26 protein-coding genes are annotated in these 26,561 nt (G+C 67.4%); 9 read left to right on the forward strand and 17 right to left on the reverse strand.

What is annotated here, in order from left to right:
- Nucleotides 1–321 precede the first annotated feature (321 nt).
- On the forward strand, nt 322–1,458 hold the full coding sequence (locus G3O06_RS25825) for a branched-chain amino acid ABC transporter substrate-binding protein (RefSeq protein ID WP_174916264.1): 1,137 nt from the start codon (nt 322–324) through the stop codon (nt 1,456–1,458).
- A 328-nt stretch (nt 1,459–1,786) separates the two neighbouring features.
- Nucleotides 1,787–3,097 carry an MFS transporter gene (locus G3O06_RS25830; RefSeq protein ID WP_205817919.1) on the forward strand — a complete coding sequence of 437 codons (1,311 nt, stop codon included), beginning with the start codon at nt 1,787–1,789 and terminating at the stop codon, nt 3,095–3,097.
- 103 nt (nt 3,098–3,200) lie between these two features.
- Here G3O06_RS25830 and G3O06_RS25835 read toward each other — a convergent pair whose 3' ends face one another.
- The 4 genes from G3O06_RS25835 to garD form a co-directional block, all read right to left on the reverse strand.
- A complete protein-coding gene (locus G3O06_RS25835) occupies nt 3,201–3,638 on the reverse strand; it encodes a DoxX family protein (RefSeq protein ID WP_089496154.1) in 438 nt (145 codons plus the stop codon).
- 194 nt (nt 3,639–3,832) lie between these two features.
- A complete protein-coding gene (locus G3O06_RS25840; protein WP_205817920.1) occupies nt 3,833–4,288 on the reverse strand; it encodes an RbsD/FucU family protein in 456 nt (151 codons plus the stop codon).
- Nucleotides 4,289–4,367: 79 nt separating this feature from the next.
- Entirely contained in the window at nt 4,368–4,760 is a 393-nt protein-coding gene (locus tag G3O06_RS25845) for a nuclear transport factor 2 family protein (RefSeq protein WP_205817921.1), read from the reverse strand.
- Between the two features lie 280 nt (nt 4,761–5,040).
- A complete protein-coding gene (garD, locus tag G3O06_RS25850; RefSeq protein ID WP_205817922.1) occupies nt 5,041–6,594 on the reverse strand; it encodes a galactarate dehydratase in 1,554 nt (517 codons plus the stop codon).
- 229 nt (nt 6,595–6,823) lie between these two features.
- On the opposite strand from garD, the gene kdgD reads away from it, so the two are divergent.
- Complete coding sequence (kdgD, locus tag G3O06_RS25855; RefSeq protein WP_174971057.1) at nt 6,824–7,738, forward strand: 5-dehydro-4-deoxyglucarate dehydratase; 915 nt, start codon at nt 6,824–6,826, stop codon at nt 7,736–7,738.
- Between the two features lie 136 nt (nt 7,739–7,874).
- Here the strand turns inward: kdgD and G3O06_RS25860 are convergent, their stop codons facing one another.
- Nucleotides 7,875–8,426 (reverse strand): hypothetical protein, encoded by a 552-nt coding sequence (locus G3O06_RS25860; protein ID WP_205817923.1) that lies wholly within the window; start codon nt 8,424–8,426, stop codon nt 7,875–7,877.
- 269 nt (nt 8,427–8,695) lie between these two features.
- On the opposite strand from G3O06_RS25860, the gene G3O06_RS25865 reads away from it, so the two are divergent.
- Nucleotides 8,696–8,893 (forward strand): type II toxin-antitoxin system VapB family antitoxin, encoded by a 198-nt coding sequence (locus G3O06_RS25865; RefSeq protein WP_006752328.1) that lies wholly within the window; start codon nt 8,696–8,698, stop codon nt 8,891–8,893.
- A complete protein-coding gene (locus G3O06_RS25870; protein ID WP_205817924.1) occupies nt 8,890–9,261 on the forward strand; it encodes a type II toxin-antitoxin system VapC family toxin in 372 nt (123 codons plus the stop codon). Before G3O06_RS25865 ends, G3O06_RS25870 begins: the two co-directional genes overlap by 4 nt.
- 128 nt (nt 9,262–9,389) lie before the next feature.
- Here G3O06_RS25870 and G3O06_RS25875 read toward each other — a convergent pair whose 3' ends face one another.
- Complete coding sequence (locus G3O06_RS25875) at nt 9,390–10,967, reverse strand: aldehyde dehydrogenase (NADP(+)) (RefSeq protein WP_205817925.1); 1,578 nt, start codon at nt 10,965–10,967, stop codon at nt 9,390–9,392.
- 247 nt (nt 10,968–11,214) lie between these two features.
- Here G3O06_RS25875 and G3O06_RS25880 point away from each other — a divergent pair, with 247 nt between their 5' ends.
- A complete protein-coding gene (locus tag G3O06_RS25880) occupies nt 11,215–12,594 on the forward strand; it encodes an MFS transporter (RefSeq protein ID WP_205817926.1) in 1,380 nt (459 codons plus the stop codon).
- A 68-nt stretch (nt 12,595–12,662) separates the two neighbouring features.
- On the opposite strand, the gene G3O06_RS25885 is transcribed toward G3O06_RS25880, so the two are convergent.
- Together G3O06_RS25885 and G3O06_RS25890 are read right to left on the reverse strand one after the other, a co-directional pair.
- The gene (locus G3O06_RS25885) at nt 12,663–13,388 is read right to left on the reverse strand and encodes a site-2 protease family protein (RefSeq protein WP_205817927.1); all 726 of its coding nucleotides are present in this window, start codon (nt 13,386–13,388) and stop codon (nt 12,663–12,665) included.
- A complete protein-coding gene (locus tag G3O06_RS25890; RefSeq protein ID WP_205817928.1) occupies nt 13,385–14,338 on the reverse strand; it encodes a DUF2167 domain-containing protein in 954 nt (317 codons plus the stop codon). Before G3O06_RS25890 ends, G3O06_RS25885 begins: the two co-directional genes overlap by 4 nt.
- A gap of 196 nt (nt 14,339–14,534) precedes the next feature.
- On the opposite strand from G3O06_RS25890, the gene G3O06_RS25895 reads away from it, so the two are divergent.
- The gene (locus tag G3O06_RS25895; protein ID WP_205817929.1) at nt 14,535–15,383 is read left to right on the forward strand and encodes a helix-turn-helix transcriptional regulator; all 849 of its coding nucleotides are present in this window, start codon (nt 14,535–14,537) and stop codon (nt 15,381–15,383) included.
- 390 nt (nt 15,384–15,773) lie between these two features.
- Nucleotides 15,774–17,543, forward strand: a complete 1,770-nt coding sequence (locus tag G3O06_RS25900; protein WP_205817930.1) for a YadA family autotransporter adhesin — start codon at nt 15,774–15,776, stop codon at nt 17,541–17,543.
- Nucleotides 17,544–17,642: 99 nt separating this feature from the next.
- Here G3O06_RS25900 and G3O06_RS25905 read toward each other — a convergent pair whose 3' ends face one another.
- A complete protein-coding gene (locus G3O06_RS25905; protein WP_205817931.1) occupies nt 17,643–18,272 on the reverse strand; it encodes a LysE family translocator in 630 nt (209 codons plus the stop codon).
- A 154-nt stretch (nt 18,273–18,426) separates the two neighbouring features.
- Here G3O06_RS25905 and G3O06_RS25910 point away from each other — a divergent pair, with 154 nt between their 5' ends.
- Entirely contained in the window at nt 18,427–18,891 is a 465-nt protein-coding gene (locus tag G3O06_RS25910; RefSeq protein WP_011353935.1) for an Lrp/AsnC family transcriptional regulator, read from the forward strand.
- Here the strand turns inward: G3O06_RS25910 and G3O06_RS25915 are convergent.
- The 8 genes from G3O06_RS25915 to G3O06_RS25950 all read right to left on the reverse strand — a co-directional run bounded on the left by G3O06_RS25915 (nt 18,888) and on the right by G3O06_RS25950 (nt 26,490).
- On the reverse strand, nt 18,888–20,264 hold the full coding sequence (locus tag G3O06_RS25915; RefSeq protein ID WP_205817932.1) for a dihydroorotase: 1,377 nt from the start codon (nt 20,262–20,264) through the stop codon (nt 18,888–18,890). The two genes, G3O06_RS25910 and G3O06_RS25915, sit on opposite strands and share 4 nt — an antisense overlap.
- Before the next feature lie 3 nt (nt 20,265–20,267).
- Nucleotides 20,268–20,828: a carbonate dehydratase gene (locus G3O06_RS25920; protein WP_174984799.1), complete on the reverse strand. Its 561-nt coding sequence runs from the start codon at nt 20,826–20,828 to the stop codon at nt 20,268–20,270.
- On the reverse strand, nt 20,828–21,406 hold the full coding sequence (locus G3O06_RS25925; RefSeq protein ID WP_205817933.1) for a 6-carboxytetrahydropterin synthase: 579 nt from the start codon (nt 21,404–21,406) through the stop codon (nt 20,828–20,830). The genes G3O06_RS25920 and G3O06_RS25925 overlap by 1 nt, the downstream gene beginning before the upstream one ends.
- Nucleotides 21,400–22,326, reverse strand: a complete 927-nt coding sequence (folE2, locus tag G3O06_RS25930; protein ID WP_205817934.1) for a GTP cyclohydrolase FolE2 — start codon at nt 22,324–22,326, stop codon at nt 21,400–21,402. The genes G3O06_RS25925 and folE2 overlap by 7 nt, the downstream gene beginning before the upstream one ends.
- A gap of 58 nt (nt 22,327–22,384) precedes the next feature.
- The gene (gene zigA / locus G3O06_RS25935) at nt 22,385–23,593 is read right to left on the reverse strand and encodes a zinc metallochaperone GTPase ZigA (protein ID WP_205817935.1); all 1,209 of its coding nucleotides are present in this window, start codon (nt 23,591–23,593) and stop codon (nt 22,385–22,387) included.
- Nucleotides 23,594–23,728: 135 nt separating this feature from the next.
- Nucleotides 23,729–24,940, reverse strand: a complete 1,212-nt coding sequence (locus G3O06_RS25940) for an acyl-CoA dehydrogenase family protein (RefSeq protein ID WP_205817936.1) — start codon at nt 24,938–24,940, stop codon at nt 23,729–23,731.
- Nucleotides 24,937–25,779 (reverse strand): hypothetical protein, encoded by an 843-nt coding sequence (locus tag G3O06_RS25945; protein WP_205817937.1) that lies wholly within the window; start codon nt 25,777–25,779, stop codon nt 24,937–24,939. Before G3O06_RS25945 ends, G3O06_RS25940 begins: the two co-directional genes overlap by 4 nt.
- 54 nt (nt 25,780–25,833) lie before the next feature.
- On the reverse strand, nt 25,834–26,490 hold the full coding sequence (locus tag G3O06_RS25950; protein ID WP_046546161.1) for a methionine ABC transporter permease: 657 nt from the start codon (nt 26,488–26,490) through the stop codon (nt 25,834–25,836).
- Nucleotides 26,491–26,561: the final 71 nt, after the last annotated feature.

Raw genomic sequence — 26,561 nt, forward strand, 5'->3', positions numbered from 1 at the left:
GACGATTTCGGCACATATCAGGGTAATCGACGATATGCCGATATCGTCGCCGGCCGCGCATCGAACGCGCAAGACGCACGCATTTTCGCTAACTAGACTTCGCTTCACGGTCACGAGACGACCTTCCGCCGCGGCAGCAATCGGCGTGCACGGCCTGCGGCATCGGCCACCACGCGCGCCGATTCCGGCACAGCCCGGGCAGCACGCGGCAAGCATGCACGGCCCGCGCATCGGCCTGCCGACAGAACCGTCTCGCCCGGTTTACCGGTGCCGGCCCGCCAGCCGGCGGCGGCCCAACCACGCCATCAAGGGGAAGTGAAAGTGAAGCTGAAGGTATCGCACGTCGCGCTGGCCGCTGCCTGCGCACTGTCGGGCGCGCACGCCATTGCCGCCGACGTCGTCAAGATCGGTTTCGCCGCACCGCTGACCGGCCCGCAGTCGAATTACGGCACGGACATGCAGAAGGGCGTGCAGCTCGCGATCGCCGATTTCAACGCGACGCGTCCGACGATCGGCGGCAAGCCCGTCACGTTCCAGCTCGATTCGCAGGACGACCAGGCCGACCCGCGCACGGGCACGACCGTCGCGCAGCGGCTGATCGACGACAACGTCCGCGGGATCATCGGACACTTCAACTCGGGCACGAGCATTCCGGCGTCCGACCTGTACGATCGCGCGGGGCTGCCGCAGATCTCGATGGCCACGTCGCCGCAATACACGGCGCGCGGCTACAAGACGACCTACCGGCTGCTGACGAGCGACGCGCAGGCGGGCCGCATCGTCGGCACGTACGCGGTGAAGACGCTGCGCTTCAAGCGCATCGCGATCATCGACGACCGCACGGCCTACGGCCAGGGCATCGCCGACGAATTCGCGAAGGCCGTCGAGGCGGCAGGCGGCACGATCATCAAGCGCGACTTCACGAACGACAAGGCGCTCGATTTCTCCGCGATCCTGACCAACCTCAAGGGAATGAACCCGGACGCGATCTTCTACGGCGGCGGCGACGCGCAATCGTCGCCGATGATTCGCAAGATGCGCCAGCTCGGGATGAAGTCGGCGTTCGTGACGGGCGAGATGTCGCGCTCGCCGACGTTCCTGAAGGTCGGCGGCGACGCGGCCGAAGGCGCGATCGTCTACATGGGCGGGCTGCCGAAGGAGAAGATGCCCGGCTTCTCCGGCTACGCGGCGCGCTACAAGGCGCGCTTCAACGAAGACGTGATCACCTACTCGCCGTACGCGTATGACGGCACGATCGCGCTGCTCACCGCGATGAAGGACGCGAACTCGACCGACCCGAAGGTGTACACGCCGTATCTCGGCAAGGTGTCGGTCAAGGGCGTGTCGGCCCCCAGCATCGCGTACGACCCGAAGGGCGACCTGAAGGATGCGCCGGTGACGATCTACAAGGTCGAGCACGGCGCGTTCAAGCCGGTCGATACGATCGCCGGCAACTGATACGCGAGACCCTGCCCCGCGCGGCGCGTCAGCAGCTCACCGGCTGCCCGCGCCGCGCGCGCTTTTGCACGGGCCTCGGCTTCGCGGTCCGAAGCACTCCTCGGCGCGCACCCGCGCGCACGCATTTCGCGCTCCTGTAGAATCCCCCAACCCGCTTTGACGCTTCGTCTCCGCCGCGCCCCATCCCGGTGCGGCGGCGCGTGTTTCGTGCCTCACCCGGCACGCGGCACGTTTCGACGATGCAAGCCGCGCCTTGTCAGTCCATGCCGATAGCGGGCCCTGGAGACGCAGCACCGACAACAACATTCGAAAACCGATCGTCCTGACCATGCAAGCTTCCGAATTGAGCGGCGTGCCTCGCGCCGCCGAACGCGCGCTCACGCGCAGCGACTACAAGACCCTTGGCCTTGCCGCACTCGGCGGCGCCCTCGAGTTCTACGACTTCATCATCTTCGTGTTCTTCGCACCGGCGATAGGACAACTCTTCTTCCCGCACGACATTCCCGACTGGCTGCGCCAGCTGCAGACGTTCGGCATCTTCGCGGCCGGCTATCTCGCGCGCCCGCTCGGCGGCGTGATCATGGCGCACTTCGGTGACCTGTTCGGCCGCAAGCGGATGTTCACGCTGAGCGTGCTGATGATGTCGGTGCCGACGCTGCTGATGGGCCTGCTGCCGACCTACGACACGATCGGCATCCTCGCGCCCGTATTGCTGCTGCTGTTCCGCGTGCTGCAAGGCGCGGCGGTCGGCGGTGAAGTGCCGGGCGCGTGGGTGTTCGTGTCCGAGCACGTGCCGTCGCGTCACATCGGCTACGCATGCGGCACGCTGACCGCGGGCCTGACGGCCGGCATCCTGCTCGGCTCGCTCGTCGCCGCCGGCATCAACAGCCGTTACTCGACCGCCGAAGTCGGCGCGTTCGCGTGGCGCATCCCGTTCCTGCTCGGCGGCGTGTTCGGCCTGTTCTCCGTGTACCTGCGCCGCTGGCTGCATGAGACACCGGTGTTCGCCGAGATGAAGGCGAAGAAGGCGCTCGCGGCCGAGATTCCGCTGAAGGCCGTGCTGCGCGACCATGGCCGCGCGGTGATCGTGTCGATGCTGCTCACGTGGATGCTGTCGGCCGCGATCGTCGTCGTGATCCTGATGACGCCCGCGCTGCTGCAGAAGCAGTTCCACCTGACGCCCGCGACGACGCTGTTCGCGAACAGCGTCGCGACGCTGTGCCTGACGGCCGGCTGCATCACCGCAGGTTCGCTCGCGGGCTGGATCGGCGCGAAACGCGTGCTCGGCATCGGCGGCATCGGGCTGGCCGCGTGCTACTACCTGCTGTTCGCGCAGGTCGCGCTCGACACGTCGACGCTGCCGCTCTACTACGGGATCGCGGGCTTCATGGTCGGCACGATCGGCGCGGTGCCGTTCGTGATGGTCAAGAGCTTCCCGGCCGTCGTGCGCTTCTCGGGCATCTCGTTCTCGTACAACGTCGCGTATGCGATCTTCGGCGGCCTCACACCGGTGGTCGTGTCGCTGATGATGATGTCGAATCCGCTCGCGCCGGTGGTGTACGTCGCCGCGATCTGCGTACTCGGCGCGATCGCCGTGCAGTTCTCGAAGGATGCGAAGGACGTGAAGGCCACGCACTGAGCGCCGGCGCGTACGCGCGCTCCATGAACAAAGGGCCGAATCCCGCGGGATTCGGCCCTTTTGTTTTGCTTCAGCGCAACCGCAACGGCGCGCGCGCGTGCGATCAGCGCAGGCTGCCGTACGTCGTGCTCGGCCGGCGCAGGCCGTCGATGCTCGCGCCGCCGGCGCCCGTGACGTACAGCAGCAGGAAACCGCCGGCGATCGCGATGTTCTTCCAGAAATGGATCACCATGTCGTGCTGGACCGCGGCGTCCGTCGCGTCCCAGAAATTGTGCCCGACCATCGCGGTCGCGACCGTATAGAACGCCATCAGCAGTGCGAGCGGTTTCACCTTGTAGCCGACGATCAGCAGCAACCCGCCGAGCCCCTCGATCGCGACGACGATCGGCCCGATCACCTGCGGATACGGCACGTTCAGCCCATGCAGGTAGCCGATGAAATCGCCGTAGCCGAGCAGCTTCATCACACCGCCCCACAGGAACAGCGCCGCCAGCGCCAGGCGCGCGAAAAAAATGACGCCGGAATCGACGGAACGCGTCATGCCTCTCTCCTCGTATGCAATTCGGCCGTCCGCGCGGGGCACGCCCGGGCGGTTCGGTGCCGCGCGACCCTGCGGGGCCCGCGGCAAATGGGCCAGCATAGACAGAGTTTCGGCCGTGTCCAAGAAAAAGGTTGTAGCAAATCTTTACACGGCGGCGGCCGCGCGGCCCGAAGGCGGCGGGATGAAAAAGGCGTTTAGCCTGCGTCGCTCAACAACACGCCCTTCTTGAAGATGAAGCAGCCGTAGCCGCGCAGCTCGCCGGTGACGATCACCGCGTAGGCCTGCTGCGCAAGCTCGTAGAACGCGAACCGGTCGACGCCCGTAAGCGGCACCGCGCGCCCTTCCGCGCGGTCGATCTCGGCCTGCACTTCGCGCTGCACGGGCGGCACCGCCGCCGCATCGCCGACGACTTCCATCCGCCATGCCGGCGTGTCGACGAACGTGTCGAGCGGCAGCACGGACAGCACCGCGCGCACGACGCGCGCCGAATCGGCGCCGTCGATCCGCAACGCGCGGCCGACCACCGTGTGCTCCGCGACGGATTCCGCCGGGAAATTCGCATCGCAGATCGCGATTTCGTCACCGTGGCCCATCGCGCGCAGCGTGTGCAGGATGTCGGCGTGCAGCAGCGGGTCGAGATTCTTCAGCATGTCGGCTAGTCTCCGGGATCAGGAACAAACCGCATAACGTTACCCGATCCCGGCGGCCGCTGCGCATGCATCGCTCGCGTCACGACGCCGCGGCCGGCATCTCGTCGATGAAACCCGTGACCGACGCGAGGCGGCCCGACGCGTCGACGGTGCCGAAGTCCGAACCCTTCACGATCGCCGCGCCGTCGGGCGACACGAGCGCCCACGAGAACCGCAGGTGCTGGCCGAAGCCGTCGATGTCGGTCGTGCGTCGGAAGCGGAACGCGGGGAAGCGTTCCTGCACGGCCGCGATCATCGCATCGATGCCCGCGTGGCCGTCGCCGGCCATCAGCGGATCGCGATAGGCCGCGTCGCTCGCGTAGGTCGCATCGATCAGCGCGCGGCGGCGTGCGACGTCGGGTTCGTTCCAGGCGTCGATGTAGCGGTCGATCAGGTCGGCGTGAACGGACGAAGCGGATGGGGCGGTGTTCATGGCGAGGCTCCTTGAGTCGATGAGAGGACGATGTCGCGAACGTGGCGTGTTCCGTATTCGCGTGCAGTCATCGTCGCCGGCCTCGCGCGGGCGGTCGATTACGTGCGGGGTAAGGAAATCACGCCGGTCGCTTCGAGCCCGTGGCCGCACCGCACGCCGGACATGACCCGCCATGCGGCAAGTTCTCCTCATCGTGCCCATCCCGCCGACACTTGCTCCGCCGCAATGAAAACGGGCGCCCGAAGGCGCCCGCATCGTCTGGCGGCAACGGCCGTGCGCGTCAGGTCACCGGCGCCGGATTGAACAGCGTCAGCGCATTCGCGAGCTTCCATTGCTCGGCCCACGTGCGGCGCTTGCCGCTCGCGACGTCGAGCATCAGCCGGAACAGTTCCCAGCCGGTATCCTCGATCGTGGCCGCGCCGGTCGCGATCTGCCCCGCGTCGAGATCCATCAGGTCGTGCCAGCGGCGCGCGAGATCGCTGCGCGTCGCGACCTTGATCACCGGGACCTGCGCGAGGCCATACGGCGTGCCGCGGCCGGTCGTGAAAATGTGCAGGTTCATCCCGGCCGCGAGCTGCAGCGTGCCGCAGATGAAGTCGCTCGCGGGCGTCGCCGCGTACAGCAGCCCCTTCTGCTTCGCGCGATCGCCGGGACGCACGACGCCGGCGATCGGCGCGCTGCCCGACTTCACGATCGACCCCATCGCCTTCTCGACGATGTTCGACAGGCCGCCCTTCTTGTTGCCGGGCGTCGTGTTCGCGCTGCGGTCGACGCGGCCGCGCTGCAGGTAGCGGTCGTACCAGTCCATCTCGCGGATGATCTCGCGCGCAACGTCCTCGTTCGCCGCGCGTGACGTGAGCTGCGCGACACCGTCGCGCACTTCCGTCACCTCGGAGAACATGATCGTCGCACCCGCGCGCACCAGCAGGTCGGCCGCAAAGCCGACGGCCGGGTTCGCGGTGAGCCCCGAGAACGCGTCGCTGCCGCCGCACTGCACGCCGACGACGAGATCCGACGCGGGGCACGTCTCGCGGCGGCGGCGGTTCAGCCGCTCGAGATGCGATTCGGCCATCTTCATGATCGAGTCGATCATCGAGTTGAAGCCGACGTGCGCGGCGTCCTGCAGGCACACCACGCCGCCGTTGTCCGCCACGCCGTCGGCCGCCACCGGAATCGTGCCGGGCGGCAGCAGGCGCTCGGGCTGCAGCTTCTCGCAGCCGAGGCTCACGGTCATCACCTCGCCGCCGAAGTTCGGATTCAGGCTGATGTTGCGCAGCGTGCGGATCGGGATGTCGGCGTCGGGTGCGTCGATCGCCACGCCGCAGCCGTACGTGTGCTCGAGCCCGACCACGTCGTCGACGTTCGGGTAGCGCGGCAGCAGTTCGGCCTTGATCCGCTTCACCGCGTGCTCGACCACGCCCGACACGCACTGCACCGTCGTCGTGATCGCGAGGATGTTGCGCGTGCCGACCGAGCCGTCGGCATTGCGGAAGCCCTCGAACGTATAGCCTTCGAGCGGCGGCAGCGGCGGCGCGGCACGTGTTGCGAGCGGCAAGTCGTCGAGCCCCGGCGGCTCGGGCATGCGCATCGTGCGTTCGTTGACCCAGCTGCCGCGTCGCAGCTCGACCAGCGCATAGCCGATCACCACGTTGTAGCGGACGATCGGGTCGCCGGCCGCGAGGTCGACCAGCGCAACCTTGTGCCCCTGCGGCACGCCTTCGCGCAGCGTCAGCCCGTCGGCGAACGTCGCGCCCTCGGGCAAGCCGCCGTCGTTGACGACGATCGCGACGTTGTCGTCCGGATGCACACGGATATAGAGCGGGGAAGCAGTCATCGGAATTCCTGGAGGCTATCGGCCATATTGTTAGTCATCATACGACATTCAACCCTGATCGGCGATGCTGCGTAAACCCTTATCCGGAAAGACCCTACTATTTATCCACCAGCAAACCGCTTGCGTCACCCCTCCCCTCGTTGTACGATGACATACAACGACATCGCCAATGTGGCCCGTATGCCGTTCCCGACGAACCCAGCACTCGCGCTAGACGGACGACCCAACCATGACCTCACCGCAAGAACTCAAACAGATCATCTCCCACGGCCTGCTGTCGTTTCCGCTGACGGATTTCGACGCCGACGGCAGCTTCCGCCCGTCCACCTATGCCGAGCGCCTGGAATGGCTCGCGCCGTACGGTGCGAGCGCGCTGTTCGCGGCCGGCGGCACCGGTGAATTCTTCTCGCTCACGCAGCGCGAGTATTCGGACGTGATCCGCGTCGCGACGGAAACCTGCAAGGGCAAGGTGCCGATCCTCGCCGGCGCGGGCGGCGCGACGCGCGTCGCGATCGAATATGCGCAGGAGGCCGAGCGCCTCGGCGCGAGCGGCGTGCTGCTGATGCCTCATTACCTGACCGAAGCGAGCCAGGAAGGGATCGCCGAACACGTCGAGCAGGTGTGCCGCGCGCTGAAGATCGGCGTCGTGGTGTACAACCGCGCGAATTCGAAGCTGAACGCCGACATGCTCGAGCGCCTCGCCGATCGTTGCCCGAACCTGATCGGCTTCAAGGACGGCGTGGGCGAAATCGAAAGCATGGTGACGATCCGCCGCCGCCTCGGCGACCGGTTCGCGTACCTCGGCGGCCTGCCGACGGCTGAAGTCTATGCCGCCGCGTACAAGGCGCTCGGCGTGCCCGTGTATTCGTCGGCCGTGTTCAACTTCATCCCGAAGACGGCGATGGAATTCTACGAAGCGATCGCGAAGGACGACCACGCAACGGTCGGCCGCCTGATCGACGAGTTCTTCCTGCCGTACCTGAAGATCCGCAATCGCCGCGCGGGCTATGCGGTCAGCATCGTGAAGGCGGGCGCGAAGCTCGTCGGCCACGACGCAGGCCCGGTACGCGCACCGCTCATCGACCTCACTGACGAAGAAGCGGCGGAGCTCGACGTGCTGATCAAGAAGATGGGCCCGCAGTAAGCGGGCGCGGCCGGTAGCGCGGGCCTTCATCGGCCGCTGCCGGCAGTTTTGCATCGCGGCCGGCGCTTGCCGGCCGCGACCGTTCGTATCCTCTCCGCGACCACGCACGCATCCGCCGCGATGCGTGCCGCAACCATCACATCTGCGTGATGATCCCGACGATCCGGTGGCGCACGTTCGCGAGCCTGACCCGCGTCGCCTCGATCTGCCCCTGCGTGCCCGCACGCGCACGTGTATTCGATTCGCCGTCGAGGATTTGCCCAAGCACGTCGCGGTCGACAACCGCATCGAAGAACCGGCCGACCGTGATCGTCGCCGACTGCTTTGCGGTCGCGAGCTGGCTGTTCGTCTGGGTCAGCGCTTCGGTGCGCAGGCTCGGGTCGCGTTCGTCGATGCCGCGCCGGTACTGGAGCGCGAACACCAGCGCTTCCATGTCCTGCCGGAAACGGCGGACGGCCTGCCCGAACACGAGCGAATGCGCGTCGGAACCGGTGACGAGCCGCCCCTGGTTGATCGTCACGTCGAATTCGCTGCCGCCGAGGTCGCGCTGGAATTCCAGCAACGCATTCGCGAGCACGCGCCCTTCGCTGTATTGGCCGATCTGGGTGCGCACGGATTTCGCGACGTCGCCGATCGCTTTCCACAATCCGGCCGCGAACAGGTGATCGCCACGCTTGTTGATGTTCATGGATTTCGTTCCCTCTTGGTCTTTTTCTCGATCTCTCAGGTTTCGCCTGCGGGCCTGGCGGCCCGAGGCTTCGGTACTGTAGGAGAAAAACGGGTGAGGCGGAAGGCAGAACGATCGACGGCACGTTCCCTACGCACCATCGCGCCCCGAAAGGCCTGACCGCCTGTCACGCCGACACGATGCCCGTGCATCCGCCTGCTGACAGAGAGCATCACTATCAGCATCAATTGATGCCATAATTGATGCGATAATCCTTTCGGGAGCTCGCCATGCGCACCACCTTATCCCTTGACGACGCGCTGCTCGCCAAAGCACAGCAATTGACCGGCGTCACCGAGAAATCGGCACTGGTGAGAGAAGCGCTGCGCGCACTGATCGCTCGCGAAAGTGCACGGCGACTCGCTCGCCTCGGCGGCACGGAACCCGACCTCGAATCCGTCCCGCGCCGCCCATCGGAGCCCGCATGATTCTTGTCGACACCTCGGTCTGGATCGACCATCTGCGCGCCGGCGACATAACGCTCACCGCGCTGCTGGAAACCGAACGGGTATTGATCCACCCCTTTGTCGTCGGTGAACTCGCGCTCGGCAGCCTGCGCGATCGCCAGACCGTGCTGGACGCGCTACGCGATCTCCCCGTCGCCATCTCGGCAACCGACGATGAAGTTCAACGCATGATCGACGTCGTGCCGCTCCATGGGCTCGGTATCGGCTACATCGACGCACACTTGCTCGCTTCGGTCCGACTGACCAGCGGCAGCAAGCTGTGGACTCGCGACCGGCGCCTGCTGGCCGCAGCCGATCGCCTGGGGCTTGTCGCACATCCCGCTCACTGACCCGGCGACGCGAAAGCCGGCCATGCAAAAAGGCGGAAGCGGCCAACCGGCCCCTTCCGCCTTTCCGTTTGCGGACTTCATCCCGGCGCTTGTGCCGCCGGGATCCAACCTTCAGCCGCGCCCGTCAGTCACTCCGCCTTTCCGTCCCGCAGCCGCGCAATCGCGAGCGGATTGCTTTCCTGCAGCCCTTCCGGCAGCAGATCGTCCGGGAAGTCCTGATAGCACACCGGCCGCAGGAAACGCTCGATCGCCGTCGCACCGACCGACGTGACGGCCGGGTTCGACGTCGCCGGGAACGGCCCGCCGTGCACCATCGCATCGCACACTTCGACGCCGGTCGGATAGCCGTTCACGAGCAGGCGCCCCGCCTTGCGTTCGAGGATCGGCAGCAGCCGGCGCGCGAGCGGCTTGTCGTCGGCGTCCATCTGCAGCGTGGCGGTCAGCTGGCCTTCGAGCGCTTCGAGCACGCGCGCGACTTCGTCGAGATCGCGGCAGCGCACGATCAGCGATGCCGGACCGAACACCTCGTGGCTGAACGCCGGTTCGGCCAGAAACGCCTGCGCGCCGACTTCGTACAGCGCGCCGCCGGCCTGGCAGTCGGTCTGCGCCGCCTCGCCCGCGCCGATCTCGCGCACGCCCGGCAGTTCGGCCAACTTGCCGCGGCCGTTGCGATACGCATCGGCAATGCCGCGCGTGAGCATCACGCCGGCCGGCTTCTTCGCAAGCGCCTGCGCGGCGACGGTTTCGAAGCGGTCGAGATCGGGGCCGTCGATCGCGAGCACGAGGCCCGGGTTGGTACAGAACTGGCCGACGCCGAGCGTCAGCGAATCGACGAAGCCCGTCGCGATCGCGTCGCCGCGCGCGGCGAGCGCCGCCGGGAACAGCACGACGGGGTTGATGCTGCTCATTTCCGCGTAGACGGGAATCGGCTGCGGGCGGGCGTTCGCGAGCTGCACGAGCGCCATGCCGCCCTGCCGCGACCCCGTGAAGCCGACCGCCTGGACCGCCGGATGGCTGACGAGCGCTGCGCCGATCACGCGGCCGGGGCCGACCAGCAGCGAGAACACGCCGGCCGGCATCCCGGTTTTCGCGACGGCGGCGCGGATCGCGCGGCCGACCAGCTCGGACGTGCCGAGGTGCGCCTCGTGCGCCTTCACGATCACCGGGCAACCGGCCGCGAGCGCCGATGCCGTATCGCCACCGGCCACCGAGAACGCGAGCGGGAAATTGCTCGCACCGAACACGACGACGGGGCCGAGCCCGACTTTCTGCAGCCGCAGGTCCGAACGCGGCAGCGGCGTGCGTGCCGGCTGCGCGGGATCGATCGACGCGGCAAGGAAACGCCCGTCGCGCACGACGCGCGCGAACAGCCGGAGCTGGCCGACGGTGCGGCCGCGCTCACCCTGCAGCCGCGCGACAGGCAGGCCCGTTTCGGCGTGCGCGCGCTCGATCAGCGCGTCGCCGAGCGCGACGATTTCATCCGCGATCGCGTCGAGAAACGCCGCGCGGGCCGCGAGCGGCTGCGCGCGGTACGCGTCGAACGCATCGCGCGCGAGTTCGCATGCGCGCTCGACGTCGGCCTGCGTCGCGACGCCGAATGCCGGCGCGTCGATCGACGCGCCCTTCGACGGGTCGAACGCGCGCAAGGTACCGGCCGAGCCGGCCACCGCATCGGCGCCGATCAGCATCTCTCCAGTCAGTTGCATGGGGTGTGCTCCGTGGTTCGGGAATAGATCGCTCATTGTAGCTCAACAGATACGATGTCCGCCCACCAAACATCAATATTCACGTGATCTGCCGGACCTCAGCCGAAACGCGCAGAACCCTTATTCCACGGGCAAACCCCCGTGATATTTACCATTTAACGACATCAGCCAGAGGGAAAACCCGAGGTTTCTGCGTCTGATTATTGCCAATAAACTGCCGCCATGTCATACGACGACGTACATTAAAGTGCCTAATCAGACCCCCTCTCGCGAGCTTCCGCTCGACCTCGCGCGCACCGCGCGCCGGACCGCCGTGCGCTACTGGATCCTGGCGATGCTGTTCGTCGTCACGACGCTCAACTATGCGGACCGCGCGACGCTGTCGATCACCGGCACGCCGATCCGCAAGGCGTTCGGCATCGATCCGGTGACGATGGGCTACATCTTCTCGGCGTTCAGCTGGGCGTACGTGCTCGCGCAACTGCCGAGCGGCTGGCTGCTCGACCGCTTCGGCGCGCGCCGCGTGTATGCGGCCAGCATCTTCCTGTGGTCGGCGTTCACGCTACTGCAGAGCACGATCGGCCTCGGCGGCAGCGCCGCGTTCGCGGTCGCCGCACTGTTCGCGATGCGCTTCGCGGTCGGCATCGCCGAAGCACCGGCCTTTCCCGCGAACGCGAAAGTCGTCGCGAGCTGGTTCCCGACCGCCGAACGCGGCACCGCGTCGGCGATCTTCAACGCCGCGCAGTACTTCGCGGCCGTGGTGTTCTCGCCGCTGATGGCGTGGCTCACGCACGCGTACGGCTGGCATCAGGTGTACCTGTGGCTCGGCCTCGCGGGCATCGCGCTCGCGTTCCTGTGGCTGCGGGTCATGAAGGATCCGGCCGACCATCCGGCCGTGAACCACGCGGAACTCGAGCACATCGAGCAGGGCGGCGGACTGGTGCGCACCGTCTCGCGCAGCAGCAACGGCGCGCGTTCGGAAGGCAGCCGCGTGGCCGGCTGGTACTACGTGCGCCAGTTGCTGTCGAACCGGATGCTGATCGGCGTATACCTCGGCCAGTACTGCGTGAACGTGCTCACGTACTTCTTCCTCACGTGGTTCCCGATCTACCTCGTGCAGGCGCGCGGAATGTCGCTGCTGAAGGCCGGCTTCATGACGTCGCTGCCCGCGATCTGCGGGTTCCTCGGCGGCGTGCTCGGCGGGATGCTGTCGGACGGGCTGATCCGCCGCGGCGTGTCGCTCACGCTCGCGCGCAAGATCCCGATCGTCGGCGGGATGGCGCTGTCGATGGTCATCATCGGCTGCAACTACGTCGACAGCGAAGTGCTCGTGATCGTGCTGATGGCCGTGTCGTTCTTCGGCAAGGGGATCGGCTCGCTCGGCTGGGCCGTCGTCGCGGATACCGCGCCGAAGGAAGCGATCGGCCTGTCGGGCAGCCTGTTCAACATGTTCGGCAACACGGCCGGCATCGTCGCGCCGATCGCGATCGGCTACCTCGTGGGCGCGAGCGGCTCGTTCAACGGCGCACTCGTGTTCGTCGGGCTGAACGCGCTCGTCACCGTGTTCAGCTATCTCGTGATCGTGAAGGACATCAGGCGCGTCGAACTGCGTCATCGCGACGCGTGAAGTTCGACCTCGATAAAAAACGGCGGCCGCGTAAAACCGGCCGCCGTTTTTGCATCAGGTATCCGCGGTCAGGTCGACGCATGCGCGACGCGCAGCATGTCGTGCACGCCGGACGTCATCAGCGCGAGAAACGCGAGCAGGCCGACGTAGCAGAGCGCGTACGTCGTCTTCGTCTCGATCGACGTCGCATAGTACACGCGGTTCTCCGGCGCGTCGGGATCGTAGCGCCACGCATGCCTCAACTGCGGCAGCGCGAGGATCGCCATCACGATCAGCAACGGGCTCGGACGATACACGAACAGCGCGATCAGCACCGGCACGCCCGCGAACCAGATGCGCGGCGACAGCACCGCGGTGATCCGCCCGCCGTCGAACGGCGACAGCGGAATCATGTTGAACAGGTTCAGGAAGAAGCCCGTGTACGACAGCGCGAGCAGCAGGTTGCTGTCGTAGTGGCGCGCGGCCGCGTAGCAGGCCAGCGCACCGAGCGTGCCGACGAACGGCCCGGCGAGCCCGACGTACGCCTCGGTTTCCGCGTCGTGCGGCATCTCCTTCAGCTGGATCCACGCGCCGACGAACGGGATGAAGGTCGGCAGCCCGACATCGAGCCCGCGCCGCTGCGCGGCGATGTAGTGACCGGCCTCATGCACCAGCAGCAGTGCGACGAAACCGGCCGCGAACCGCCAGCCGTAGAACAGCGCGTAGACCGCGATCGACGCCAGCATGGTGCCCGCCGACACGAGCACCTTGCCGAGCTTGAGGCCGCCGAAGATCAGCAGCAACAGCTTCGTCATTCCTTGCGCTCCGCACCGGATGCGTCGGACGCATCGGCGACGGCCGGCACCGCGGCCGCCTTCGGCTTGCGCCCGAAGAAGCGCTTCAGCGCCGCGCCGCCGGCCAGCAGCGCGATCGCGCCGACCTTGAAGAACTTCACCGCGAACGCGCCGATCAGCGCGAGCAGGCCGAGCTTCTTCGCGCCGACGCCGACGATCAGCGCCGCGAGGCCGTACTCGGCGACGTGGTCGGTCGACTTGTTGAAATCGGCGTAGCGCTTGCCGTCGTTGAAGCTGATGTTCGACAGCAGCTCGTCGGCCGACGCCTTGTACTTCGGCAGATCGACGAGCGTCGACGCCATCGTCAGCGACAGGTAGCCGTCACGGCCGAGCACGAGCGTCCGGTAGTTCACGCCGTCGTTTTCAGCGTTCGGGGCCGCGCCCTTGTCGCGGATGATCGCGGACCACACGAGCCGGTGCGAGGCCGCGTCGTACGCGGGCGCCTTCGCCCAGCCGACCACCTCGGTTTCCGGCAGGCCGCGCTCCTTGCGCCCGGGGTTGTCTTCCTCGGTGCCCGCCTGCAGGCTCTTCAGCAGCTCGTCGGGCTTCCAGTCCTTCGCGTCGTCGTCGCGGATATAGCCACTCGGCTCGAACGACACGACCGAGATCCAGTCGGCATCGGGATCGTCGGGCAGCACGAGGCCGACCAGCTTCGTTTCATCGATCGAGTTGCCCATCGAGCGCAGGTAGCGGCCGGCTTCGGCGGCCGGCACGAACGATTCGCCGGCTTTCAGCTTCAGCACGGCTTCGTGTTTCACGTCGATGTCGGTCGGGCCCTTCACGACCGCGTCGTTGGCGGCCGCGGCGGCGGCCCTCATTTCCACCTGCGCAGCTTCGGTCTGCGCGTGGCCGGTGGTCGCGGCGAATGCAAGCGTCGCCACGCAGGCGAGCCGGACGGCAAGTCTTTTCATTGTTGGATTCCCCTGGAATGCCTTGTCGTAAATATGCACGGCACCGGCCCAGGCGTTTTCAATCGCGGGTCCGGCGTCGTCTCTCAGTTGGCACGGGGGCTATGGTAACGCAGCGCGGTGACACGCCCGGGGAACGGCGCGATGCTTACGTCGCAGGTAATGCCCAAGGGGCACGGGATTGCCTATCATCTGCAGCATGAACCCGACCGCCGCCCTCCATTCGCCCTCCCCGTCCGCCGGCCGCGCGCCCGGCATCGGCCCGCTGCTGCGCACGTGGCGGCAACGCCGGCGCCTGAGCCAGATGGCGCTCGCGCTCGACGCGGAAGTCTCCGCGCGCCACCTGAGTTTCGTCGAATCCGGCCGCGCGCAGCCGAGCCGCGAGATGGTGCTGCATCTCGCGGAGCGTCTCGACGTGCCGCTGCGCGAGCGCAATGCGCTGCTCGTCGCGGCCGGCTTCGCGCCGCTGTTTCGCGAACGGCCGTTTTCGGACCCGCAACTGGATGCCGCGCGCCATGCGGTCGAAGCCGTGCTGCGCGGCCACGAGCCCTACCCGGCGCTCGCCGTCGACCGTCACTGGACACTGCTCGCCGCCAACCGCATGCTCGGCGCGCTGGTCGCGCAGGCCGATCCGTCGCTGCTGCAGCCGCCCGTCAACGTGCTGCGGCTGAGCCTGCATCCGGACGGCCTCGCGTCGCAAATCGTCAACTGGCATGAATGGCGCGCGCACATCCTGCATCGGCTGCAGCGGCAGATCGATGCGAGCGGCGACCGCATGCTGCACACGCTGCGCGACGAACTCGCCGCGTATCCGGCGCCGGCCGGCCAGCCCGACGACACGCACGCGCGCACCGACTTCGCGGATATCGCCGTGCCGCTGCGGCTGCGCACGTCGGCCGGCGAACTGACGTTCTTCAGCACGACGACCGTGTTCGGCACGCCGGTCGACGTGACGCTGTCGGAACTCGCGATCGAGGCGTTCTTTCCGGCGAACCCGGAGACGGTGGACGCGATGCGGGCGCTGGCGGACGCGTTGCCGGCGCAATAACGCGCGCGCAACGAAACCTGACTCAAGCCGGCGCACAAACGCCGGTTTTCGCGCCGCCTGCTGCCATGCCGGCAGTCGGCGCGCCAATCTCCAGACGAATTTCCCCTGAAGCATAGAGATCGACCGCTACGGCAAACCTGGGCGCCGGCGGGTCCGATCAGAATGCGTCGTCGCATCTCAGGCTGCCGATCCGGAACGCGCGAGCGTGCCGGCATACGTCAAGCAACGCAGCCGCACTTGCGCCGTTTCCCCCTCGGATTCACTTCGCCGAATGTCAAATTTGTTTAGTACATCTGTTCAATTAGATCGTACTCGAACCAATGCGATCGGGAAATCGTGAGACAGACACGCTAGCCACAACACAAATTTCATATCGAGCCTAGGAACAACATGAACAAGAATCATCGAGGGTTGGGGAACACGGTACAGCGCGCGCCGGCGAAGTCGAAAGCGGCGCTGGCCATCGCCGTCAGCGCAGCGGTCGTCGCCTTCGCGGCTTCCGCGCCGGCGCGGGCCTCCTATGTGCAGAACGGGAATTCGATCGATACCGTGGCAGGTTGCTCGGACAACATCGCGATTTCGGGCACCAACACGTATCAGGCCACGGCACGGGGCTGCGACAACATCGCTATCGGCCCGTCGGCACTCGCCGACTCGGGTTCGTCGACCGGCGCGTACAGTGAAACCATCGCGATCGGGCGGCAGTCCGTCGCAACCGGTACGCAAGCCACGACGCTCGGCGGCAATGCCGTGGCGACCGGCGATCATGCAACGGCGATCGGCGCGTTTGCCGGTGCGACCGGCCTCAACGCGACGGCAGTCGGCGAGGGCGCAGTCGCGAACGGCGCCACGGCTTCGGCATTCGGCCAAGGCGCATCCGCGGTGGATCAATCGACGGCTGTCGGTCAGGGCGCAAGCGCCACCGCGACCTTCTCGACGGCGGTCGGTAAAGGCAGCAGCGCGGCCGGCGGCACGGCACTCGGCTTCCAGGCCAATGCCGGCGCAGCCGATGCGGTCGCGCTCGGCGTCGACAGCTCGGCATCCGCGACCGGCAGCGTCGCGATCGCCCGTGCGACGGCATCCGCGGTGAATGCGGTCGCCATCGGCGAAGGGGCCAACGCGGCCAATGCGAACTCCGTGGCACTCGGCGCGAACTCGGCCACGCGTGCGGCGACCACCGTCAGCAGCGTGACGCTGAACGGGGTCGGCTACAGCGGCTTCGCGGGTACACCGGTCGGCGTGGTCAGCGTGGGCAGCGCCGGCGCCGAGCGCCAGATCGTCAACGTCGCGGCCGGCGCCATCAGCGCGACCAGCACGGACGCGGTGAACGGCTCGCAGCTCTTCTCGATCGCCAGCCAGGTTTCAACGCTGACCAATAATCTGGCCACGCTGACGAACACCGTCGGCAAGATCTCGTCGAGCGTGCCGAGCGGCACGGTTACGGACAGCACGAGCACCGCGATCGGCAAGAATACGTCGGTCAGCGCGACGAACGGCACGGCGCTCGGCAACGGCGCGAACGTGTCGGGCGACAACGGCACGGGGATCGGCGTGAACGCGACCGTCGCCGCGGCGAACGGCACGGCAACCGGCACGAATGCGACCGTCACGGCAACGAACGGCACCGCAACCGGCGCGAATTCGAAAGTCACGGGGACGAACGGCACCGCGATCGGGGCCGGCTCCAATGTCTCCGGCAACAATTCGACGGCGATCGGCGCGAACAGCCAGGCACCGGCCAACAACGCGGTCGCGTTGGGTGCGAATTCGGTCGCGTCGCGCGACAACACGGTGTCGATCGGTGCGCCGGGCGCCGAACGCCAGTTGACCAACGTGGCCGACGGCACGGCGCCGACGGACGGCGTGAACGTGCGCCAGTTGAACGGTGCGATCAACTCGGTCCGCGAGGAAATGTCGAAGTACCGCAAGGATGCGGATGCGGGCACCGCGAGCGCGATCGCGATGGCCAACATGCCGCAAGCCGTGCTGCCTGGCGAGAAGGTCGTCGCACTTGGCGGCGGCACGTACGGCGGTCAAAGCGCGATGGCGGTCGGTCTTTCCTTCGCGACGACGAAATGGCTGGTGAAGGGCTCGGTGACGACGGCCGTGTCGGGCCACGGCTCGTTCGGCGCGGGCGCGGGTGTCGGCTATCGCTGGTAATCGACGTTGGACGTGAAGCGTCGAGCGGCTTTATCTCGACGCCGGGAAGCGTGCCGTCGGCGTAATCGCGCCGACGGCACGCGTACGAGGTAACCGCGATCAGCGACGCTCGAGCGCCAGCTTCACGCCCAGCCCCAGCAGGACCACGCCGCTGACGCGATGCATGCGCGTCAGGATGCGCGGATTGCGGCGAATCGACGCCGACAGCAGACCGGCGAACAGTGCGACGGGTCCCTTGACGAGAAACGTCAGGCCGGCAAACGTCGCGCCCAGCACGAACAGCGATAGCATCGGATGCGCAGTGCCCGCCGGCACGAATTGCGGCAGGAACGCCAGATAGAAGAGCGCGACCTTGGGATTCGAAACGTTGGACAGCGCGCCTTGCGCGAACGTGCGAAGCCGCGATACCTGCGCACCGTCGCGGCTGCCGGCGAGCGTCAGTTCGCCCGACGAACGCAGCAACGCGATGCCGAGGTACAGCAGATACAGCGCGCCGATCACCTTCAGCGCCGTGAACAGCCATTCGGATGCCTGAAGAAGCGCGCCCAGACCGAGCGTCGCGAGCATCGTATGAACGAGCAGCCCGACGCTGACGCCCGCGGCCGTCACGAGGCCCGCGCGCGTGCCGCCGGACAGCGTGCGCGACATCACGAGAACCATGTCCTGACCCGGCGTGACGATGATCAACAGCGACGTTGCGATGAATGGTAGCCAGGATAGATGCGACATGGGATAGCTCCTGAAGGGATAGCCGACGGACGAGAATCGCCCGGCCGGTCGTCAGATTATCGGTGCCCTTCCGTGGAGATTGGATGCGTATTTGGCTACTTGAAATCCATGATTTGGAGCTATTCTCTAGCTTTCACGCTTCTGGTAGTAAAAAATGCCAATTAAACTGGACGCGATCGACCGGCGCATTCTGCGTGCATTGCAACGGAATTCGAATCAGACGAATGCCGAACTCGCGCAACAGGCCGGGCTGTCGGCCACGCCATGCCTGCGCCGCGTTCATCTGCTCGAGGAACAAGGCGTAATCGACGCTTATGTCGCACTATTGAACCCGGCCGCCGTCGACCTGCGATTCACCGCGTTCGTGCGCGTCACGCTGGAGCGCCAGGACAAGACAACCGTCGAACGCTTTGCCCGCGAAATGGAGCAAGCGCCGGAAGTGCTCGAATGTCATCTGATGGCCGGCAGCTACGACTATCTGCTGCGCGTGATCGCGCGCGATCTCGACGACTACCAGCGCTTCCAGATGGAGACGCTGACGCAGATCGAAGGCGTCCGCAACGTCGAAACCGAGATTCCGCTGAAGCGCATCAAGCAGACGGTTCGCCTGCCGATCTAGGCATCCAGAAACGTCACCGCCTGCCCTTCCGGCTCCCCGTTCAGCGCGCCTTCGCGCACCACGACCTGCCCGCGCACGACCGTGTGCACCGGCCAGCCCGTGACCGCGCACCCGTCATAAGGTGTCCAGCCGCTCACGCTGGCGATCCATTCATCCCGGATGATGCGGCGTGCGCGAAGGTCGACGATGCTGAAATCGGCGTCGTAGCCCGCCGCAATGCGCCCCTTCCCCGCGATGCCGAAGATCCGCGCCGGGCCAGCGCTGGTCAGGTCGACCAGCCGTTCGAGGCTCAGGCGGCCCGCATGCACATGATCGAGCATCAGCGGCAGCAGCGTCTGCACGCCGGTCATGCCGCTCGGGGACTGCGGATAGGGCCGGCGCTTTTCGTCGCGCGTATGCGGCGCGTGATCGCTGCCGATCACGTCGACCACGCCATCGCGAACGGCCTGCCACAGCGCGTCCTGATGATGCCGCTCACGCACCGGCGGATTCATCTGCGCGAACGTGCCGAGCCGCTCGTAGCAATCGGGCGCGTGCAGGCTCAGGTGATGCGGCGTGACCTCGACGGTCACGCGATGCCGGTGCCGCGCGAGGAACGCCATTTCCTCGGCGGTGGACACGTGCAGCACATGCAGCCGGCGGCCCGTCTCGGCGGCCAGCCCGACGATGCGCCGTGTCGCGGCCAGCGCGCTTTCCTCGTCGCGCCAGCGATGATGATCACGCACATCGCCGCTCGCTTCCACGAGCGCCCGGCGCTCGCGCAGCCGCGCCTCGTCCTCCGCGTGCACGGCCATGCGCCGCCGCCCGTTGCGCACGATCCGGCGCAACACCGCTTCGTCATCGGCCAGCAGGTCGCCGAACGAACTGCCCATGAAGACCTTCACGCCCGCGCAGCCCGGCAGGCTTTCGAGCGCCGGCAACCGTTCGGCGTTCGCGGCCGAGCCGCCGATGTAGAACGCGTAGTCGCACCACGCACGGCCGCACGCGAGATCCAGCTTGGCCTGCAGATCCTGCGCGGTCAGCGTCAGCGGATGCGTGTTGGGCATCTCGAAGATCGTCGTGACGCCGCCGAGCACCGCGCCGCGCGTGCCGGCCTCGAGGGTCTCCTTGTGCGTCAGGCCCGGTTCGCGGAAATGCACCTGGCTGTCGACGACGCCAGGCAGCACATGCAGGCCGCCGGCATCGAGCAGGACGTCGGCGCTCCAGTTGCCGCGCAACGCACCCAGCGCGACGACACGGCCGCCGACGCACGCGACGTCGATCCGCTCGGCCCCGTTGGGCGTCATCGCCATGCCGCCGTGCACGAGCAGGTCGGCGTGACGACGCTTGAGCGCGTCACGCGCGCCCCCTTCACGTCGAATGGGCTCGTCCATGATTCAGAACTCGTTCTGGATGTGCTTGTAGCCCAGCACCAGCGCATTGTTCGTGCGTGCGACGTCCTCGGAGAAATCGCTCGCGTCGGCCGTCACCTGCGGCAAAGCCGCGAGATCGGTTTCCGGCCCGATGCGCTCGGTCGAGCGCACGTAGAAACCCGGCGGCAGGTGGCAGCCGTCGACGACCGCGTTGTAGCGCACCACGCAGCCGTCGTCGATGGTGCAGTTGAACAGCACGCTGTTGAAGCCGACGAACACGCCGTTGCCGACCTTGCACGGCCCGTGGACGATCGCGCGATGCGCGATCGACGTGTGCTGGCCGATGGTGACGCTCGCGCCCGACTTCGAATGGATCACCACACCGTCCTGGATGTTCGAATGCGCACCGATCACGATCGGCGCGATCCGGCCGCCGCCATCCGTTTCGTCGGCGCGGATCACCGCGTACGGGCCGATGAACACGTTCTCCTCGACGATCACGAGCCCGCACAGAATGGCGGTTGGATCGACGAATGCGCTCGGGTGAATCTGCGGCAGGTCGCCGCGCGGGTTCTTTCTGATCATCAGGATTCCTGCCTTGAAATGGGTCGGCCGCGCTTGATCCGCTCGAACAGCCCCGGATCGCGCCACTGTCCGGCGATGGCCGGCGCGAACACGATGTCGTCCAGGTCGATGCGGCCCATGCGCGGGTTGACCGCATCGTCGCGAAAACACTGCGCATAACCCGTCTCGGTCTCGTGAACGATGATCGAATGCAACCGCACGTCGGCTTCGCCGTTCGCCATGCGCGTGCAGGACAGCGCCGCATCGACGAGACGAAAGAACACGCGCGAGAACTGCTCGGCGCTCGGTGAAACGGGCAGCAGCACCCAGCGCTCGGAATGCCGGCGCATGCTCTCGACATAGCAGGGATCGTCATCCGACCACAGCGTCACCGCATGATCGAACGCGTCGATCAGGTCGCGCACGTCGCCCTTGAGCAGCCCGAAGTCGTAGATCATCTGCCCGTGATCCAGCGCATGCGCTTCGAGCAGCAGCTCGACGCGGTACGAATGGCCGTGGATTGAATGCGAGCAGCGCCGCGTGCTGCAGCCGCGCACGACGTGCGCGTTCTCGAACCGGAACAGCTTGCGGATCAGCATGCGCCGGCGCCTTCGCGAACCGGCGCGGCCCAGGCCACCGCATCGTGCGGATGCAGGCTTTCCAGATGGCGCACGTGCACGCGCGGGTTCGCATGGTGGCCGTGGTCATCCAGCGCGGCCTGGACGCGGCGGGCGGCATCCTCGACGAACATCAGGTTCCCGCCGTTCAGCACCGCGAACGCCTGCTCGTCGGCGCGCTTGACGGCCGTCTGCACCGGCGTGCCGAGCGCGTGCTCGATGCGATCGATCAGGTCGACCAGCCCCAGCGTCGCGCCATCGGCGGGCAGCCCCACGCTGACGACGGCTTCGCTGCGCTGGCTGTGCGGCGTGGCCGCCGTCGCGTGCCGTTTCAGCCAGGCGGCGACCGCCGCTGGTTCAACACGATCGTCGCGGCCGAACGCAGCCAGGAACGCCTGCTCGACCCAGTGCCGCGACAGCGCAGCGGAGCATGGGCACGTCGACGAATAGACGACCGTCACCTGCGCGCGCAGCTCGAACGCTCCGCCGGCAAGCGTCGCGTCGATACGAACCGGATACGCCTTCCACCCGGCCAGCCCCTCGGTCACCAGCGCCGGGCGTCGGGCCAGCAGGTCGAAGCGCAGCCGCACTCGCGCACTGCGCGTGTCGCAGTCGCGATGGCTATCGACCATCGCGTGCAGCACGCGCTGCAGGCCGGCCGGCGACAGTGCCGCGCCGTCGCCGAGCCCGTCGAGCAGCCGGTACAGCCGCGACATGTGGATGCCCTTCACGTGCGGCGCGGGCAGATCGACCTGCACGTCGGCGCGCGCATGCACGTCGCGCCGGCAGCCGGGCTCGGCCACCGCGACGGGCAGGTCGATGCCCTGCATGCCGACCCATTCGAGCGGGCAACCGCCCGGCGCGGCATCGGTCAGGGAAATATCGGGAAGAGGTGCATTCATGCTCGGAATCCGGTGGAGCGCCTTCTCCATCCGGATCGATGCAGGAAGCGCGTTCAGGTCAGGACCAGTCGCGAAACGGGTTGTCCCACGTGGTCCAGTGTGCGGGGCCGGTGGCCATCTCGGCATCGGTCAGCAGACACGCGTCGAAGCGCGCGCGCAGCGCGGGCTCGTCCATGTCCATGCCGATCAGCACGAGTTCCTGCCGCGCATCGCCGACGTGCTCGTCCCAGCGCGCGCGGATCTGCGCGACGGCTTCCGCGTCCTGCGGCCAGCGCTCGGGCGGTACGGCCGCCCACCAGTGACCGGCTGGCCCGTGCCGCGCGACCGCGCCGGCCTGCGACCACGAACCGGCAACGGTCGGGTGCGTGGCAAGCCAGAAGAACCCCTTCGAGCGGACGACGCCCGGCCATTCGCCTTCGACGAGATCGAAGAAGCGCTGTGGATGGAACGGCCGTCGCGCGCGATAGACGAAGCTGCGAATTCCGTACTCGTCGGTCTCGGGCGTGTGCGTGCCGCGCATCTCCTGCAGCCAGCCCGGCGCGCGCGATGCCGCGTCGAAATCGAACAGGCCGGTGTCGAGCACGCGCTCGAGCGGCACCTTGCCGAATTCGGCGATCTCGATCCGCGCCCGCGGGTTCAAACCGCGCAGCAGCGCGACGAGCCGCTCGCGCGCGCTTGCGTCGACCAGGTCGATCTTGTTGATCACGATCACGTCGCAGAACTCGATCTGGTCGATCAGCAGATCGACGACCGTGCGCGCATCGTCCTCGCCCATCGATTCGCCGCGCGACTGCAGGCTGTCGCGCGATGCGTAGTCGCGCAGGAAATTGAATGCATCGACCACCGTCACCATCGTGTCGAGCCGCGCGACTTCGCCGAGGCTGCGGCCGTCCTCGCCTTCGAACGTGAACGTCTCGGCCACCGGCAGCGGCTCCGAGATGCCGGTCGATTCGATCACGAGCTGGTCGAACCGCCCTTCGCGCGCGAGCCGGTCGACCTCGATCAGCAGATCCTCGCGCAGCGTGCAGCAGATGCAGCCGTTGCTCATCTCGACCAGCTTCTCGTCGGTGCGCGACAGCCCCGCGCCGCCGTCGCGCACGAGCGCGGCGTCGATGTTGACCTCGGACATGTCGTTGACGATGACCGCGACGCGCCGTCCCTCGCGATTGTTGAGGATGTGGTTGAGCAGCGTCGTCTTGCCGGCGCCGAGGAAGCCGGACAGGACGGTCACGGGAAGCCGCGTGGACAGAGGGAGTGCGGTGCTCATCGGGCGATTCCGGAAGAGGACGTTGAGGATCGAATGATATAATGTATCGCAACGATATAACATATCATCTCAGGCGTCCAGCAGGCCGGCCAAGTTTTGTCCGGAGCAGGCCACGCCCGCTCCGGTGTCAATCCGTCACGTATAGAGCGACGCCGGCGGCAATTCCCCGGCCAGTGCGAACCGGCCCACGTCGCGCAGCCGGTAGTCGAGCGGATCGTGCAGCGTATGCGTACGCGCATTCCGCCAGAAGCGGTCGAGGCCGAGCGACGCGGCCGTCGCGCGTGCGCCGCATGCGTCGAACAGCGCCTCGCCGTTTTCGAGCGCCGCGCGCTGCGCGACGATCTTCGCCTCCGATACCGCGAGTGCCACCTCGGCGCGCTCGTCCGTCGTCAGCGCATCCCGCCGCGCCCACGCACGCTGCAACGCGGCGGCCGCGCGATCGGCCAGCGCCGCCGCGGCGATCGCCCGCACACGCATGTCGCCGAAGCGCTGCAGCGTGTACGGATCGTCGCTCGCCTGCGCGACATCCGACTGGATCCACGGTCGGCCATGCGTCAGCACGTAGTCGCGCGCTTCCGCCAGCGCGCCCTCCGCGAGCCCGACGAACAGGTTGGTCAGCACGAGCTGCGACACGAGCGTGCGCAGCGTCGCGCGCGGCGTCGGCGGCGCCTCGGAGCGGTGCAGCACCTCGTCCGCCGCGAGCGCCACGCCGTCGAAGCGCACGCTGCCGCTGTCGGTCTGGCGCTGGCCGATCGGATCCCAGTCTTCGTTGACCGTGATCCCCGGGCGATCGGTCGGCACCACGCCGAACACGGTGCGGCCGGTGTCCGGATCGTGCGCGGACACCGTCATGTGCTGCGAGCCTCGCGTGCCCGAACAGAAGCCCTTCACGCCATCGAGCCGGTAACCGCCGTCGGGCGTCGCCGTGGCCACGAGCCGCGTGTCGAGCGGATTGACCGCATTGCCCCACCACCAGCATTGCTCGACCGTGCCGCGCAGATAGCGTTCGCGCTGGGCAGCGTTGCCCCACACGTCGACGCTCACCACCTGCAGGCACTGGAACCCGACGAGATGCGCGAGCGCGCTGTCGACGCGCGCGATCTGCCGGATCGCATCGTAGATCTCGGACCACGCGGCTTCCTGCCCGCCGAACGCACGCGGCACCGCGAGCGTCAGCAGCCCCGCATCGGCGAGCCACTGCTTCTCCTGCGCCGCATGACCGCCCGCGCGGTCGCGCGCGGCGGCAGATGCGCGCAACGCGTCGATCGCTCGCGCCAGCGCGGCGCGGTCGAAGGCGGGCGTATCGGTATCCGGCGCGAAGGTCGCCGGGCCACGCGGATCGTTCATGCGACGGCTTCCTGCGCAACCGCTTCACCCGACAGCGGCACGAGCGCGTCGAGCTGGCGGCCGGTCAGCCGCGACAGGATCTCGCGCCGCCAGTCGTCGTAGATCGCACGGTATTCGGCGATATCCGCGCCGAACACGTGCGCGGTGTGCGCGTACTCGTCGTGCAGGTAATCGTCGAGCCGCGCCTGCGTTTCCTTGTCGGCCGCGATCACGCGATCGATCAGCGCGTCGCGTTCCGCCGCCGGCAGCGCCTGCAACGTGTCGAACCACCACTGGACGATCTGCACGCGATGCCACTCCTCGTCCGGCCGGATCCGGTTCTCGCCATGCTCGCGCATCGCGGAATCGCCGATGCGGCCGGTCTTGCGCTGGATCCACAGCTTCGCGAGGATGTGCAGCTCGTAGTGCCATTCGAACGCGAGAAAGCCCGCGACGTCGCGCACCGCGATGTCGCCGATGCGTGCCCAGTGCGCGGCGACGAGCCGGTCGACTTCCGGCAGCGGATCACGCCCCGTCAGTTCGGTCACGCGTTCGCGGCCGATCACCGCGTGCGCGCCGTCGTCGCCGAGCTGGCGCGACAGGATCAACTGGAAATGCGGATCGTCGCGAAACAGCGTGTCGATCGCCTTCGCGACGACCTGCACGATGAACAGGTCGTGCGATGCCATCTTCGTGTAGTAATCGGCGACAGCGGCCAGTTCGTCGTCGTTGCGCGGTTCGCGCGGCGGCGTGGCGAGCTTGGCCGGGAAGTCCGGACGATGGCGTCGCGCCACGTCGAGAAACAGCGCTTCCTCGAATTGTCCGTTCCATTCGCGCGGCGCGCCGATGGGCAAGGTCATAGGGTTCTTTCTCTCAGGATCATGAATGAAGCGAGCAGACGCTTGTGGCGTCGCTCAGGTACGCCGGGTCACGCGTCGGACCAGGCGGTCGCCCGTGATTTGCACGGCCGAGACGAGCGCGATCAGGATCACGATCACGGTCGCCATGACGGTGGTGTCGAAACGCTGGTAGCCGTAGCGGATCGCGAGATCGCCGAGCCCGCCCGCGCCGACGGCGCCCGCCATCGCGGTCGAGCCGATCAGCGCGACGACGGTAATGGTGAAGCCGCCGAGCATGCCAGGCAGCGCTTCGGGCAACAGCACGTGCCAGACGATGTGGCGGCGCTTCGCACCCATCGCGAGCGCGGCCTCGATCAGCCCGCGGTCGACTTCGCGCAGGCTCACCTCGGCGATCCGCGCGAAGAACGGGATCGCGGCGATCGACAGCGGCACGACGGCCGCCCAGACGCCGATCGTCGTGCCGATCAGCACGCGCGTGAACGGCAGTAGCGCGACGAGCAGGATGATGAACGGCGTCGAGCGGAACACGTTGACGAGCGCGCCGAGCACCGCGTTCACGCCGCGCCGCTCGTAGATGCCGCCGGGTGCGGTCGTCACGAGAATCACCGCGAGCGGGATGCCGATCAGCGCGGCGATCACGGCCGACGCGGCGACCATCGACAGCGTGTCGCGGATCGCATCGAGCAGTTCGGGCCACCAGAGGTCAAACATAGCCGAGCACCTCCGCGTGATTCGCGTGGCGGCGCGCGCGTTCGAGCAGCGCGGCAACCGCGCCGCCGCGG

It is taken from the genome of Burkholderia sp. Ac-20345, assembly GCF_017104825.1.
Lineage (GTDB): Bacteria > Pseudomonadota > Gammaproteobacteria > Burkholderiales > Burkholderiaceae > Burkholderia > Burkholderia lata_B.

What these genes read in the sequence shown, in the direction of transcription:
- G3O06_RS25830 (WP_205817919.1), top strand. Translation starts at nt 1,787, where the DNA reads ATGCAAGCTTCCGAATTGAGCGGCGTGCCTCGCGCCGCCGAACGCGCG.
- G3O06_RS25835 (WP_089496154.1), bottom strand. Translation starts at nt 3,638, where the DNA reads ATGACGCGTTCCGTCGATTCCGGCGTCATTTTTTTCGCGCGCCTGGCG.
- G3O06_RS25840 (WP_205817920.1), bottom strand. Translation starts at nt 4,288, where the DNA reads ATGCTGAAGAATCTCGACCCGCTGCTGCACGCCGACATCCTGCACACG.
- G3O06_RS25845 (WP_205817921.1), bottom strand. Translation starts at nt 4,760, where the DNA reads ATGAACACCGCCCCATCCGCTTCGTCCGTTCACGCCGACCTGATCGAC.
- garD (WP_205817922.1), bottom strand. Translation starts at nt 6,594, where the DNA reads ATGACTGCTTCCCCGCTCTATATCCGTGTGCATCCGGACGACAACGTC.
- kdgD (WP_174971057.1), top strand. Translation starts at nt 6,824, where the DNA reads ATGACCTCACCGCAAGAACTCAAACAGATCATCTCCCACGGCCTGCTG.
- G3O06_RS25860 (WP_205817923.1), bottom strand. Translation starts at nt 8,426, where the DNA reads ATGAACATCAACAAGCGTGGCGATCACCTGTTCGCGGCCGGATTGTGG.
- G3O06_RS25865 (WP_006752328.1), top strand. Translation starts at nt 8,696, where the DNA reads ATGCGCACCACCTTATCCCTTGACGACGCGCTGCTCGCCAAAGCACAG.
- G3O06_RS25870 (WP_205817924.1), top strand. Translation starts at nt 8,890, where the DNA reads ATGATTCTTGTCGACACCTCGGTCTGGATCGACCATCTGCGCGCCGGC.
- G3O06_RS25875 (WP_205817925.1), bottom strand. Translation starts at nt 10,967, where the DNA reads ATGCAACTGACTGGAGAGATGCTGATCGGCGCCGATGCGGTGGCCGGC.
- G3O06_RS25885 (WP_205817927.1), bottom strand. Translation starts at nt 13,388, where the DNA reads ATGACGAAGCTGTTGCTGCTGATCTTCGGCGGCCTCAAGCTCGGCAAG.
- G3O06_RS25890 (WP_205817928.1), bottom strand. Translation starts at nt 14,338, where the DNA reads ATGAAAAGACTTGCCGTCCGGCTCGCCTGCGTGGCGACGCTTGCATTC.
- G3O06_RS25895 (WP_205817929.1), top strand. Translation starts at nt 14,535, where the DNA reads ATGAACCCGACCGCCGCCCTCCATTCGCCCTCCCCGTCCGCCGGCCGC.
- G3O06_RS25900 (WP_205817930.1), top strand. Translation starts at nt 15,774, where the DNA reads ATGAACAAGAATCATCGAGGGTTGGGGAACACGGTACAGCGCGCGCCG.
- G3O06_RS25905 (WP_205817931.1), bottom strand. Translation starts at nt 18,272, where the DNA reads ATGTCGCATCTATCCTGGCTACCATTCATCGCAACGTCGCTGTTGATC.
- G3O06_RS25910 (WP_011353935.1), top strand. Translation starts at nt 18,427, where the DNA reads ATGCCAATTAAACTGGACGCGATCGACCGGCGCATTCTGCGTGCATTG.
- G3O06_RS25915 (WP_205817932.1), bottom strand. Translation starts at nt 20,264, where the DNA reads ATGGACGAGCCCATTCGACGTGAAGGGGGCGCGCGTGACGCGCTCAAG.
- G3O06_RS25920 (WP_174984799.1), bottom strand. Translation starts at nt 20,828, where the DNA reads ATGATCAGAAAGAACCCGCGCGGCGACCTGCCGCAGATTCACCCGAGC.
- G3O06_RS25925 (WP_205817933.1), bottom strand. Translation starts at nt 21,406, where the DNA reads ATGCTGATCCGCAAGCTGTTCCGGTTCGAGAACGCGCACGTCGTGCGC.
- folE2 (WP_205817934.1), bottom strand. Translation starts at nt 22,326, where the DNA reads ATGAATGCACCTCTTCCCGATATTTCCCTGACCGATGCCGCGCCGGGC.
- zigA (WP_205817935.1), bottom strand. Translation starts at nt 23,593, where the DNA reads ATGAGCACCGCACTCCCTCTGTCCACGCGGCTTCCCGTGACCGTCCTG.
- G3O06_RS25940 (WP_205817936.1), bottom strand. Translation starts at nt 24,940, where the DNA reads ATGAACGATCCGCGTGGCCCGGCGACCTTCGCGCCGGATACCGATACG.
- G3O06_RS25945 (WP_205817937.1), bottom strand. Translation starts at nt 25,779, where the DNA reads ATGACCTTGCCCATCGGCGCGCCGCGCGAATGGAACGGACAATTCGAG.
- G3O06_RS25950 (WP_046546161.1), bottom strand. Translation starts at nt 26,490, where the DNA reads ATGTTTGACCTCTGGTGGCCCGAACTGCTCGATGCGATCCGCGACACG.